Raw genomic sequence first — 12,497 nt, forward strand, 5'->3', positions numbered from 1 at the left:
ACCAGAAAAATCCTGAAGAGTTTGGTTAAAAAGGCAGTAAAAAAACCACTTAAACAGGCCAAAAAACCAGAAAATCTAACTCTATTATGACCTGGTATCAGCAGGCAAAACACTTTTAAACAAGCACAAAAAGCCTTTTTTGCCTACCCCTCTTAGGCTAAAAAAGAAATAGTTATTCAATTTTCTTCGCCCAGAGAATTTTACAAACCAGGCGGTAAAGGTTCATTACAAACATTATGAATCTCAGCAATGAGCTGCATCAACTCAGGATAATTTTCTCGATACTGGGGAATCAAAGCCAGCGGACTCAACAAAGCCGCCGCCGCAATATCCGCCACACTCAAATTATCTCCCACCAAAAAAGGCGAAACTTGCCACCGGCAGCGCAAAAACTCCATCGCCTTCTCCAAACGCAGAGCAGCCAGCCGTACCGAAGCCGAATTAATCTTATATTGCCGGCGTACCACCCCAATCACCAACTGACTAAAAAAAGACTCATCAATAGACTTACCGGCACCGGCACGAAAATCATAATAAACAAACCGCGCCGCCACCCCAACACTTTCATCCAGCCAATCTTCCAACATCCAAGCCTCCGCCTGTAGCGACGGGGAAGCCGGTAAAAAAGAAGGCAGAGGCTGGTAGCCTTCGAGAAACCTTAAAATCTCCGTAGAATCACCAATTGCAGCCGGTTGATTTTCCAATTGCGGAAGTAAAACAGGCATAGTCGTCAAACCCGTAAGCGGTTTCAACTTCAAAGCATGAAACCCAGGAGTTAAATTTTCCACCGCATAAGGAATTTTCTTATAACCCAGAGCCAAACGAGCCTTACGGCAATAGTGAGACGTACTGAACTGTAAAAGCAACATTAATCAGCCAAAAAATCCAATAAAAAACCGGGAAGATAGCACCCCGACAAACATAACAAACCGAACAAAATCAGACAATAGAGCTAGGCTTGAATTTCTCAAAAACAAGACTAGCCCCTTTGTGCTGTTTGGTTCAACACAGAACCCTTGAAAGCTGATGGAAAAACCCATCAAGAAAGTGGAGAGGAGCGAATGCCAGAGCAAACGCTCTTTCAACTTCCGTGAAAAAACACGCTCTTTAAATAGCTCGCAAAAAAAGTGAGGAGCGAGCCAACCAATTAAGGAGTTTTGGTTGCGGGTGTAGCAGCCGGAGACTTTTCGCCCTTTTCACCAGCAGCGGGAGACTTAGTATCAGTAGACTTAGCACCACCAGCAGGAGCAGCCGGACTTGTAGTAGCGCCACCGGCAGGAGCAGCCGGAGTAGAACCACCAGCAGGAGTAGCTTCAGGGGTTGTAGTGGTTTCGCCACCGCAAGCAGCCAAAGTGCCGGCCAAACCCAGACTTAAAACCAAAGCAACTAATTTTTTGTTCATAGACCAATAGTTCGCTACTTACGCCACCCAACAGGGGGGGATGGATAAGCACGTTACCTCCTAATAAAGTTGACAATCAGCAGTGTATCAGTGTTGAAGAGCCGGCGGTATGTAGAAGCGATTTTCGCGCTCCTAGTAAGTAGTTGCGCTCAACAGCGAATCTACTATAGCCGAGAACCAAGTCTAAACTGAAAAGTCCAGCCTTAAGCCCGATTCAACAGCGGCCCAAATTGTAATCCGCTAGATGAATAAGATACTTCATTTAACCAAAAATTTCATAAAAGTCAACATACTTGTTTAGGACGGTTTTCCCCTCCCCCACAACCCGCGTGAAATTGTACCAGAGAAAAACAGCCTCTCTGCTAGGATGGTGGAGATTCATTTCTAGTCGCACACCTGTACCCACAGGCCCGATCTGAGCCAGTCTGAAAAGCTCATCAAATCTTGGGAGATCGAGCCGTGCAAAAATAGTGATTTGATATAGGACAAGTCTATGACTGCTGCTATTAAAGCCTCTCTTTCGAGCCACCGGCTCCAACCCCTACCCAAACCTGAAAGTGCCGCAACCAGCGCCAAAGTCACGCCCATAGATAGAAAAAAAACAACCCTACCATCCGTTAGCAGGGGCGAGCAAACCGTACAAATGATGCCCTCGCCGACACAGATGCCGGTGTGGTTGCGTTCTTTGATAGAAGCTCAACAAGCTTCATCGATATTAACCTTGGTTTTAGTCGCGGCTTGTTTAAGCGTCTATGGCTTCACCGTCTACTCCCAGGAAAAATGGCAACAAGAATCGAGCAAACTGAACTCTTTGCGCCGCGACGAGCGCCAATTGATCGCCGCCAATGAAACCCTCAAAAATCAAATTGCCAAATTAGCCGACCGTCCGGGCAGCGGTTTAGTGCAACCCAATTCCTCTCAAATTATGTTTCTCGAACCAGCCCCCCAGCGCACTCAACCAGCAACCCCCGCCCAGTCTCGCCCAGTAATGCCCCAAGATACCGAGCCCGCTCCTCTCGGTTACTAACATTTGTGGCCCAATGGACATAAATAGCAGCAATTGGCCGTTTTTTTTCCAAAAAACCACCGATGGGTTGATTGACAAGGGTAAGTAAATAAAACCCCAACAAGAGTTATTGTTTGCGAGAATACAGGCCGAGGAAATAATGGATGCCAGCAACCCCCCAAACTCAAAATTAAAAGCTTTTAAAGGTCGCAAAAATAACCGGCGCTTGAGCGTTGTTAGCAACAATTCGCCTCCCCTACGCGAGGCTAAGCGAACAAGAAAGGACAAAACCGGCATCCCCTCCAACCAACCAACCCCGCTCAACCGAAGACGCCGCCGCCGTCCTCAGAAGCCGTCTTCTCCACCGGCTATCGAGATGTCGCCTCGCGGTAGGCGCTGGAGATTGTTATTGGTGTGGGGAGTTTTGCTGGCAGGCAGTCTAGGTTTAACCTTAAATTTAGTTAAACTACAAATTTTTAAAGGCTCGGATCTGCGTGCACGAGCAATGGCTCAGCAACAACTCGCTCCTACCCGCATGATCCCCCGACGGCCTATTATTGACCGTCAAGGTAATTTTTTAGCCATCGACCGGCCCGTTTATACGCTCTATGCTCACCCGGTGATGTTTAACCAGCCAGCCGTTGAGGTAGCCGAAAAGTTAGCGCCGCTTTTGCAGCGAAAAAAGTCAGAATTAATCGATTTATTCTCTCAGGGAGACACCGGCCTCAAAGTTTCTGAGTTTCTCTCAGAACAAGTGCGCTCTCGAATTGTTGAACTCAGGCTCGATGGTTTAGAACTGTTAGAAAGTTATGCTCGTCTCTACCCCTACGAAGACCTTGCGGCTGAGGTTGTGGGCTATGTGGATGCAGAAAATCTTCCTCAAGCCGGTGTTGAATACAGTTTTTCTCAAATGCTTGAGCGCAATGTTCCCCCCCACAGTCCTGGTTTTGTGGCTATTGATGAGTTGCGTTTACAATTGACGCTTGATAGCCGGTTACAGCGAGCCGTCCGCAGAGCTTTGAGTGAAAAAATGACAGAGTTTAAAGCCAAACGCGGGACTGTAATTGTTATGGATGCTGTAGATGGTTCGCTTTTGGCGCTGGTTTGCGAACCAACTTACGACCCGAATCAGTATTTCAAATATGATTTGTCTCGCTTTAAAAATTGGGCTGTTTCTGATATTTATGAACCCGGTTCTACTTTCAAACCCTTGACAATTGCGATAGCGCTGGAAGCAGGAACGGTTCAACCTGATTCGGTGGTGTACGACAGCGGACAGCTTTATGTGAATGGGGCGACGATTGGTAACGCTGATGGAGCCGGTCGCGGTACGATTTCTCTGACGGAAGTGATGCAATATTCTAATAACGTCGGCACGGCACAAGTGGCTTTTTCGCTGAAACAAGATTTGTTTTATAAGTGGTTAGAACGTTTAGGATTAGGTTCAACTCTCAAAACAGATTTACCTTTTGCCGGTCGAAGTCAAATTTTGAGTGAAAAAGAATTTTTGGCCGGCAAAGTTAATGCAGCCACTACAGCGTTTGGACAAAGTTTTGCAATTACTCCTTTGCAACTTGTAGAATTTTATGGAGCTTTAGCCAATGGTGGCAAATTAGTTTCTCCCCATGTTGTCAAAGGTTTGACTGATAGTAATGGCAAATATTATTGGCAGCCAAAATTAGAAGAAGCCGAGCAAATTTTCTCGCCTAGTACCACGAAAGCGGTTCTTGCCATGATGGAAAAAGTAGTAACTGATGGCACCGGCAAAGCCGCTCAAATTGAAGGTTATCGCATTGCAGGCAAAACCGGCACCGCTCAAAAATCTAGCGCTTCTGGAGGCTATTCTGATTATGCCAAAATCGTGAGTTTTGGGGCTGTAGTGCCGGCAGAATCACCCCGTTATGTAGTAGTAGCAATTGTGGATGAGCCGGTGGGGGGAAGTGGCGGCGAGGTAGGAGCACCAATTGTTAAAACTGTCATTGAAGCCTTAATCGCTCTTGAAAAAATCCCCCCTACGACAGCCCCAGAAAATAATCGCCGATAAACCCAGAAACCTGCTGTGCATTTATCTGCATTTATCTGCGTTTATCTGCTATAGGATGCGGTTAATTTCTTCTTAAATTTTGACTCTCCCGAATTTGCTGTAACAGTTTCTCAATTGTTGTAGCCGGTTCCAAACACCGTAAACCTTGACAAACCAATCCAACACTACCCGCCGGCAAACCTGTTTCTACTTTATAAACTCCTGCCGGCCCGTATTCCTTAATAAGTTGAGCAATCTGTTCCGAACCTGTGCGAATTAAAGTTTGATTTTGATACCAGTCAAGGGCGCTAAATAAACTCGGACAACCTTGGGAAGCTTGCAACATAGCACTGCTAAAAGCTTCTAACGTTTTTTCTGCTTTTGCCAGATATTCTAGGTTCTCGCTGAGTTCTGTAAGACGCACTAAATTTGCAATAGCTATACCATTTGCCGAAGGAGTCGCATTGTCTATATAACTGCGTTCTCGGACTAATAAATCTTGACTGGCATCACTGGCTGTATTGTAATAACCGCCACTTTCAGAACTCCACAAAAATTCGTCAAATTCGGCTTGTAATTTGAGGGCGTTTTCTAACCATTGGTTAGGCTCCAATGAGGGATAAATTAAACAAGCTTGATGAATATCAAGTAAAGCTTTGATGAAAAAAGCGTAGTCTTCTGATTGAGCTAAAATTGAAGTTTCGCCGTCATAGTTGAGCCGGTGAAAGCGATTTTCTATGAATTGATTTTTGAGGATAAATTCTGCGGCTTTGATGGCAAGTTGGAGATATTCGAGTTTGCCAAAAACAGCAGAAGCCCTGGCTAAACCGGATATCATTAAACTATTCCAGGCGACGATCATTTTTGTGTCAGTCACAGGGGGGATGCGTCCTGGCCAGTTAGCGGTTTTGGCTTCTTGGTTGTTTCGGGCACTGGGAAAGGTTGGTGTGTCTACCGGCCGGCTTCCGTAGCGCAGTTCAAATAATTTTTCGAGGGTGGTTTCTATGCTGTCGCTTAGTTTACCGCTTTGCTGTCTTTGTAAAACATTTTTTCCTTCAAAATTGCCTTGTTGGCTAATGCTAAAAACTGCTTCGAGTTCGGCAAGTTCATCGCGGCTGAGGTTTTGTTGGAGTTCGCTATAACTCCATACATAAAAATGTCCTTCTTCGGGTTCTTTGGAGTCACTGTTGGGGAAACTGTCGGCATCTTGGGCGGCGTAAAAGTAGCCGGTGGTGGACGTCATTTCTCGTTTTAACCATTCTACGGTGCCGGCTATGGCGCGTTCGATGGCCGGTTCTTTGATTCCGCTTGCCCATAATTCTGATAGATATTCTACGATTTGTCCGTTGTCGTAGAGCATTTTTTCAAAGTGGGGGACTGTCCAGTTGGGGTCAACGGTGTAGCGATGAAATCCGCCGCTAATATGATCGTAAATTCCTCCTAATACGAGGTCTAAACCGCGTTGTAAGGCTGCCTTTTTGGGGTCATGTTTAAATTCTTCATTTTCAAACCGGCTCGCTCTGAGCGTCAGGTCTGCGTAGGGTATCATCGGGAAAGCTGGGCCGTAGACGGGGGTGGCGATGATGGTTGAGGCTGTATCGAGTCCTTTGTGTAGTAGGTTTTGGGTGAGTGAGGAGGCTGGGAGGTTGGCGGAGTTTTTGAGGTTTTCTAAGATTTCTGATTTGATGGAGTTGAGTTTGGCTTTGTCTGTGTCATAAAACCGGCGTAGTGCTTGCAATATTTGTAAAAAGCCGGCGCGTCCATAACGAGGTTCAATGGGGAAATAAGTTCCGCCATAAAAGGGAACGAGATCGTCGGGGGTGAGGAAAATATTTAAGGGCCAACCGCCTTGACCGGCTATCATTTGTAATGCCTGCATATAAATGCTGTCAATATCTGGCCTTTCTTCGCGGTCAACTTTGATTGGCAGAAAATTTGCATTCATATAGTCGGCTATTTCTTGGTTAGAAAATGCTTCGCCTTCCATGACAGTACACCAATGGCAGCTTGAGTAACCAATTGATAGAAATATCGGTTTATTTTCTGATGCGGCTGTTTGCAAGGCTTCTTCACACCAAGGCCACCAATTGATCGGGTTGTCGGCGTGTTTTCGGAGGTAAAGGCTTTTTGAGTCGGCTAAATGATTTGACATGGGTAATGATATTTTTTGGTGAAGGTTTTATAATTTTAACTAAATTGTAGCTGTTGGTTTCAACCGGCAGAATGAGAATCTGAGATTATGGCGACGTATGATATCGGTTTTTTGGTAGGTAGTCCAAGTTTTGGTGAATTTGTGGGGGTGGCTGCTCCGCAGGATATTTATCGTTTTGCTTTGGATAGTGTGGGACAATTGACGGTGGGGTTAAGTAATTTAACTGATAATGCGGATATTTATTTATATTTAGACCGAAATAATAATGGTTTAGCTGAGTTAAATGAATTGATTACCGGTTCGGCAAATTTGGGGGTGGCGAATGAGCGTATTAGTGGGTTGTTAGGGGCTGGGATTTATTTGGCGCAGGTGACGAATGTTTTTACGTCAAACACTAATTATTCGTTAAATTTATCTTATCAAACAACCGGCCTGCAAGATTCGGTGGGTAATACTGCTAATACGGCGTTAAATATTGGTTTTTTGGGAATTCCGCCATTACTTTTTAATGAGTTTGTAGGACAAGCAGACACCAGAGATTTTTATCGTTTTAGTTTGGGGGCGGCGGCTGATTTTAGTGGGTTGCTTTATCAGTTAAGTCAAAATGCAAATTTACGTTTGTTTCGAGATGATGATAATAATGGAATTTTGGATGAGGATGAGTTAGTTGTTGCTTCGACAAATTTGGGTGTAGCAGAGGATAGTATTAATATTCCTTTGCCGGGGGGAAATTATTATGTTTTGGTGGATAATGGCTCTGATTTATTTAATGCCGGTGCTGATACACAATATCTGTTATCTTTAGCAGCTACACAGCCGGCATCTTTGATTGTTAATGATTTTAATTTGCTGAATTTGTTTAAAACAATGTCAGCTAGGGCTGCTGTTGGGGGCGCAAGACGGCAACATTTTGATTTAACATTTGGGGATGATTTGATTCAACAATTGTCGCCTAATTCTTTGGCTGAAGATGTGGGGGGAGTGAGGGCTTTTGATGGGAATGATACGGTGGGTGGAAGTGTAAATGATGATGTAATTTATGGAAATGTGGGGATGGATTTGTTGGTGGGTAATGGCGGAAATGATATGTTGCTTGCCGGCAGAGATAATGATCAACTTTTTGGGGGAGATGGAAATGATTTTTTGAATGGAAATTTAGGGAATGATGCTTTGGATGGGGGAAGTGGGGATGATTTGTTACGGGGAAATCGAGATAATGATCTTTTGGCGGGAGGCGATGGTAATGATATTTTAATAGGGGATTTTGGCAATGATACTTTGATTGGTGGAGGTGGGAGAGATACGTTTGTTTTTCGGACGGAAACAGAGGCGGGTAAAAAGGAGATTGCCATAGCAGATCAGGTGAGTGATTTTGTGGTAGGGCAAGATAGAATTGGGGTAGTTGGGAGTTTGCAGTTGTCGGATTTGGTGTTTGGCGCGGCGGGGCCCAATACGGTGATTCAATTGAGGCCAACTGGGGATATTTTAGCGGTGGTTTTTAATGCTTCTCCTGCGGATGTTACCAATAGTACGTTTATTGCGCCGGTGACGGATTCAATTTTGAGTTTGTAGGGTTTTGATGGGTTGAATAACCGACCCTAAAAACTACCCAACTATTGATAAACTCCAAACAATAACCACTTACCCTAAAATCTTTTCAACTCCCGTCGCGGCTAAAAAACCTAGACCTACAAGAAGACTCCAGGCTGGAAATAAACTTTTTTGTCCTCACCGGCAGCGCTTGTATAATTGCCAGAATTTGTTTAGTTGAGGAGTTTCTGAAACGGGAAATCAATCAATCTTTTAAATTAGTTTTTCAAGTTTCACAAGTGCGAGGAAACGACACCCAACCCCAGCAAGATAGCGGCAAAAAATCTCCCAATCCTGTAAACCGCCAAAACCAAAAAAAATTGAAGGATTGAGAGCAGTTTTTAGTTGGATGTAGTAGAGTTTGGCAGTTATCAAAAGCAGGTTTATAAAAAAACTGGCTTTTGCCGATGCCCTTATTATCTGAAAAAGCTTAGATTTTGCGTTTCTGCAATGAGGGAGATGTTGCAAGGGTAAATTCTTTGTGATTCACCCTTGCCAAGACTCCGAACACTTGCTAGGGGCAAACTTCCAGAGGTTGCCTGCTGTCAACAGCCGGATCACCGGCCCGCTTGGAGAATTTTTTTGTACACGAAAGTGCATACTTTTGTTAAGGTTAAATTTGTCGAGCAACCAAGAATATGACCGCAACTCAAGTTCAGTTACAATACGAAGTCAAAGACCTATCCCTTGCGCCCCTCGGACGTCAGCGCATTGAATGGGCATCGCGCGAAATGCCGGTGCTGCGGCAGATCCGCGATCAATTCGCCAAAGACAAACCGTTTGCCGGCATTCGCTTAGTCGCCTGCTGTCACGTCACGACAGAAACGGCAAACCTAGCCATCGCCCTCAAGGCCGGTGGTGCAGACGCCCTTCTCATCGCCAGCAACCCCCTCAGCACTCAAGATGACGTTGCTGCTTGCTTGGTTGCCGATTATGGCATTCCCGTTTTTGCTTTCAAAGGCGAAGATAACGAAACCTATCATCGGCACGTTCAAATTGCTTTGGATCACAAACCTAATATCATCATTGATGATGGTAGTGATGTAGTTGCAACTTTGCTTCAAGAACGCCCTCATCAAATTGCTGATTTAATTGGTACCACCGAAGAAACCACCACCGGCATTGTGCGTTTGAAAGCAATGTTTAAAGATGGTGTTTTGACATTCCCCGCAGTTAATGTCAACGACGCCGAAACCAAACATTTCTTTGATAACCGTTATGGCACCGGCCAATCAACTCTCGATGGCATAATCCGTGCTACTAATATTTTATTAGCCGGTAAAACTATCGTTGTTGCTGGTTATGGTTGGTGTGGCAAAGGTACCGCCTCTCGTGCTCGCGGCATGGGTGCAAACGTCATCGTCACCGAAATTAACCCGGTTCCAGCCATTGAAGCAACTATGGATGGTTTCCGAGTCATGCCGATGGATGAAGCTGCGGCAATTGGCGATATTTTTATCACCGTTACCGGCAATAAGCACGTCATTCGTGGCGAACATTTTGCTTCAATGAAAGATGGGGCAATTGTTTGTAATTCTGGTCACTTTGACATTGAAATTGATCTCAAAGCTTTGGAAGCCCAAGCAGCAGATATTTCTACTGTTCGTCCTTTCACCCAAGAATATAAACTCAAATCTGGTAAATCTGTAATTGTGTTGGGAGAAGGCCGGTTAATTAATTTAGCCGCCGCCGAAGGACACCCCAGCGCTGTGATGGATATGAGCTTTGCCAACCAAGCAAAAGCCTGTGAATATTTGGTTAAAAATCAAGGCAAACTTGAACCCGGTATTCATTCTATACCTGTGGAAGTTGACCAAGAAATTGCTCGTTTGAAACTGCAAGCAATGGGTATTTCAATTGATAGCTTAACCGCCGATCAAATTGAGTATATCAACTCTTGGACATCAGGAACTTAATTTGATTTAGAAACCCGGTTAAGTTAACCGGGTTTCTTTTGCAGAGCCGGCCACGAAACAAAATTATTGGGGGAAAAATAAAACGAATATGGAACAGTGGATTACAGAAACGATGACAACCCTGGGCTATTTTGGTATTGGGTTATTGATGTTTTTAGAGAACTTATTTCCGCCCATTCCTTCCGAGTTAATTATGCCGTTGGCCGGGTTTACAATATTCCAGAAACAAATGGAATTTTTGCCGGCAATATTGGCCGGTGTTGTGGGGACTGTTTTGGGTGCATTACCTTGGTATTATGCGGGCAAACTGTTAGGAGAACACCGCTTAGAACAATTAGCAGATAAATATGGAAAATGGATTTCTGTTTCAGCAAAAGACATCCAAAAAGCAAATAATTGGTTTAACCGGCATGGCAAAAAAGCGGTATTTTTTGGCCGGTTAGTCCCCGGAGTTCGCACTCTCATTTCCATTCCTGCCGGTATCAATGGCATGGCACTTTTTCCCTTTTTGTTATATTCCACCATCGGGACAATCATCTGGGTAAGTTTATTAACAATAGCTGGGTATTATTTGGCAAGCTTAAACAAAGATTATCATCTTGTAGATGAATATTTAGGGCCGGTTTCCAAAATTGTTGCCGCAATTTTAGTGATCGGGTTTATTTTGTGGGTATTAAGAAAAAGATTGCGAGATGAGTAATTTCGCTAAAACCGGCAGACAATCATTCTGACTTATGCTTCACCCAAAAATTATGGATACTGAAACTTTTCTAACTTTTAACAACCAACCAATCAGCCTACGTCAAGCAATTGGTTATCTCCAAACTGCCGGCGAACTATCGCGCATTATCCAAACAATTCTCCGCCAACATATCATCGAACAACAGCTTACGCTTCGTCCCAGCCTCGAAATTGATCCTTTACAACTAGAACAAGCTATCATCAATTTTCGACTACAAAATCAGCTTGGTTTCCCAGAAACTTTTGAAGAATGGCTAACAACCCAAAACCTCAGTTACAAGCAATTTCGCCAACAATTTATCACGACGCTTAAACTCAGCCAACTTAAAGGCGAACTTACCAATAATCAAATCGAAAAATATTTCAACGAAAACCAATATCTACTCAATCAAGTTATTCTGTCTCGCATTGTTGTCACAGACATTAATCTTGCTGAAGAATTGATGCGTCAATTGCTTGATGATCGCCGGCCTTTTGAACAACTTGCAAAGCTACACTCGATCACTCCTGACCGGCTTTTAAATGGCATGATGGGATTAGTGAAAGTAGGTCAACTTCCTGATGCTATTCAAGAACTGTTGATTGATGCAAAACCAGGGGATATTTTGGGGCCGGTGGAAGTCGAAAACCGGCACACCATTCTGCGCGTTGAACAATGGCAACCGGCTATCCTCGAAGCCAAGTTAAAACAAGAAATTCAAGACCAACTTTTTGAAGATTGGATAAAACAACAACTTCAAAACAAAGACATTAAATTACACATTGATTAATCTCGTTTTTTGCCAAGCGACGGGTTAATGCGACGGGTTAAAACCCGTCTCTACACGAATAAAACCCCTACGGGGTTGGTTTTTTGTAGGCGCTATTCAACCGGCGACTTTATCTTGCCGGCGCAAAATCCGAAATACCTGCTGATCAGTCACTTCTAAATAATAAGACTCTGCCAAACCACGACGCAAAAGAGCATTATTAATAGCTTTTGCTGAATCTCTTATTACTTCAGGACGTTTTGCTTGCGTAATTTGGCCGGTGCGAATTCGATAATAATAAAGCGGTTTTTGCAGATGTTTAATTTCGGCAATTTCCGAAACTTTCAAACAAAAATCATAATCTTCTGCTGTTTCAAAATCTGGCGAAATTCCCCCAACTGCTTCAAATACCGGCCGGCGAAATAATCGAAAATGAAAAACCATCAAATCTACTAACAATTTGTCACGACTATAAGGAATTTTACAGCGCTCATCTAAACCGCGATTATTGCCTTGAGAATCAATTAGAAACCGGTCAGTATAAACCAAACCATAATTCGGATTTTTATCTAAAAAATCCACCGTTTCTTCTAAAGCTGCCGGTGCAAGCAAATCATCAGAATCAACTGAACCAAGATAGTAACCCCGACACAAGGCATAGCCTGCACGCAAAGCCGAATTAAACCCCTGATGAGCAGCCGAATAAAAACGAATACGCGCATCTTTTGCTGCCCAACTTTGGGCAATCATAACTGACGCATCCGTTGAGCCATCATCCCAAATAATTAACTCCCAATCTTCATAAGTTTGAGCCACAACAGAAGCAATAGCTTTATCTAAATAGGGCTTGCTGAATCAGTGAGAAAAGTAAACAGTGTAGGGATTTTCCGACCAAAAAAGTAGTAAGGGTGCAAGAAA

At 43.9% G+C, this 12,497-nt stretch carries 10 protein-coding genes; 6 read left to right on the forward strand and 4 right to left on the reverse strand.

All coding sequences use genetic code 11. From position 1 onward, the window contains the following. Positions 1–200: 200 nt before the first annotated feature. Entirely contained in the window at positions 201–869 is a 669-nt protein-coding gene (locus tag NG798_RS07340) for a glutathione S-transferase family protein (protein ID WP_261221498.1), read from the reverse strand. Between the two features lie 278 nt (positions 870–1,147). Continuing rightward, complete coding sequence (locus NG798_RS07345; RefSeq protein WP_261221500.1) at positions 1,148–1,402, reverse strand: hypothetical protein; 255 nt, start codon at positions 1,400–1,402, stop codon at positions 1,148–1,150. Positions 1,403–1,895: 493 nt separating this feature from the next. Between NG798_RS07345 and NG798_RS07350 the strand changes: the two genes are divergently transcribed. Next, positions 1,896–2,429: a hypothetical protein gene (locus tag NG798_RS07350; protein WP_261221502.1), complete on the forward strand. Its 534-nt coding sequence runs from the start codon at positions 1,896–1,898 to the stop codon at positions 2,427–2,429. A 139-nt stretch (positions 2,430–2,568) separates the two neighbouring features. Next, positions 2,569–4,452: a penicillin-binding protein 2 gene (locus tag NG798_RS07355; RefSeq protein WP_261221503.1), complete on the forward strand. Its 1,884-nt coding sequence runs from the start codon at positions 2,569–2,571 to the stop codon at positions 4,450–4,452. A gap of 61 nt (positions 4,453–4,513) precedes the next feature. Here the strand turns inward: NG798_RS07355 and NG798_RS07360 are convergent, their stop codons facing one another. Continuing rightward, a complete protein-coding gene (locus tag NG798_RS07360; RefSeq protein ID WP_261221505.1) occupies positions 4,514–6,583 on the reverse strand; it encodes a thioredoxin domain-containing protein in 2,070 nt (689 codons plus the stop codon). Positions 6,584–6,670: 87 nt separating this feature from the next. Here NG798_RS07360 and NG798_RS07365 point away from each other — a divergent pair, with 87 nt between their 5' ends. The 4 genes from NG798_RS07365 (at position 6,671) to NG798_RS07380 (ending at position 11,600) form a co-directional block, all read left to right on the forward strand. Beyond that, positions 6,671–8,155: a calcium-binding protein gene (locus NG798_RS07365; protein WP_261221507.1), complete on the forward strand. Its 1,485-nt coding sequence runs from the start codon at positions 6,671–6,673 to the stop codon at positions 8,153–8,155. 656 nt (positions 8,156–8,811) lie between these two features. Next, a complete protein-coding gene (gene ahcY / locus NG798_RS07370; protein WP_261221510.1) occupies positions 8,812–10,089 on the forward strand; it encodes an adenosylhomocysteinase in 1,278 nt (425 codons plus the stop codon). Between the two features lie 88 nt (positions 10,090–10,177). Continuing rightward, positions 10,178–10,789, forward strand: coding sequence for a DedA family protein (locus NG798_RS07375; protein WP_261221511.1), 612 nt, complete (start codon positions 10,178–10,180; stop codon positions 10,787–10,789). A gap of 52 nt (positions 10,790–10,841) precedes the next feature. Then, positions 10,842–11,600 carry a peptidylprolyl isomerase gene (locus NG798_RS07380; protein ID WP_261221512.1) on the forward strand — a complete coding sequence of 253 codons (759 nt, stop codon included), beginning with the start codon at positions 10,842–10,844 and terminating at the stop codon, positions 11,598–11,600. 96 nt (positions 11,601–11,696) lie between these two features. Here the strand turns inward: NG798_RS07380 and NG798_RS07385 are convergent, their stop codons facing one another. Next, entirely contained in the window at positions 11,697–12,395 is a 699-nt protein-coding gene (locus tag NG798_RS07385) for a glycosyltransferase (RefSeq protein WP_375338949.1), read from the reverse strand. Positions 12,396–12,497 lie beyond the last annotated feature (102 nt).

Origin of the sequence: Ancylothrix sp. D3o (genome assembly GCF_025370775.1) — a bacterium.
Lineage (GTDB): Bacteria > Cyanobacteriota > Cyanobacteriia > Cyanobacteriales > Oscillatoriaceae > Ancylothrix.

Bases quoted from the DNA above. Each gene is read 5' to 3' on its own strand.
- NG798_RS07340 (WP_261221498.1), bottom strand. From the start codon at position 869: ATGTTGCTTTTACAGTTCAGTACGTCTCACTATTGCCGTAAGGCTCGT.
- NG798_RS07345 (WP_261221500.1), bottom strand. From the start codon at position 1,402: ATGAACAAAAAATTAGTTGCTTTGGTTTTAAGTCTGGGTTTGGCCGGC.
- NG798_RS07350 (WP_261221502.1), top strand. From the start codon at position 1,896: ATGACTGCTGCTATTAAAGCCTCTCTTTCGAGCCACCGGCTCCAACCC.
- NG798_RS07355 (WP_261221503.1), top strand. From the start codon at position 2,569: ATGGATGCCAGCAACCCCCCAAACTCAAAATTAAAAGCTTTTAAAGGT.
- NG798_RS07360 (WP_261221505.1), bottom strand. From the start codon at position 6,583: ATGTCAAATCATTTAGCCGACTCAAAAAGCCTTTACCTCCGAAAACAC.
- NG798_RS07365 (WP_261221507.1), top strand. From the start codon at position 6,671: ATGGCGACGTATGATATCGGTTTTTTGGTAGGTAGTCCAAGTTTTGGT.
- ahcY (WP_261221510.1), top strand. From the start codon at position 8,812: ATGACCGCAACTCAAGTTCAGTTACAATACGAAGTCAAAGACCTATCC.
- NG798_RS07375 (WP_261221511.1), top strand. From the start codon at position 10,178: ATGGAACAGTGGATTACAGAAACGATGACAACCCTGGGCTATTTTGGT.
- NG798_RS07380 (WP_261221512.1), top strand. From the start codon at position 10,842: ATGGATACTGAAACTTTTCTAACTTTTAACAACCAACCAATCAGCCTA.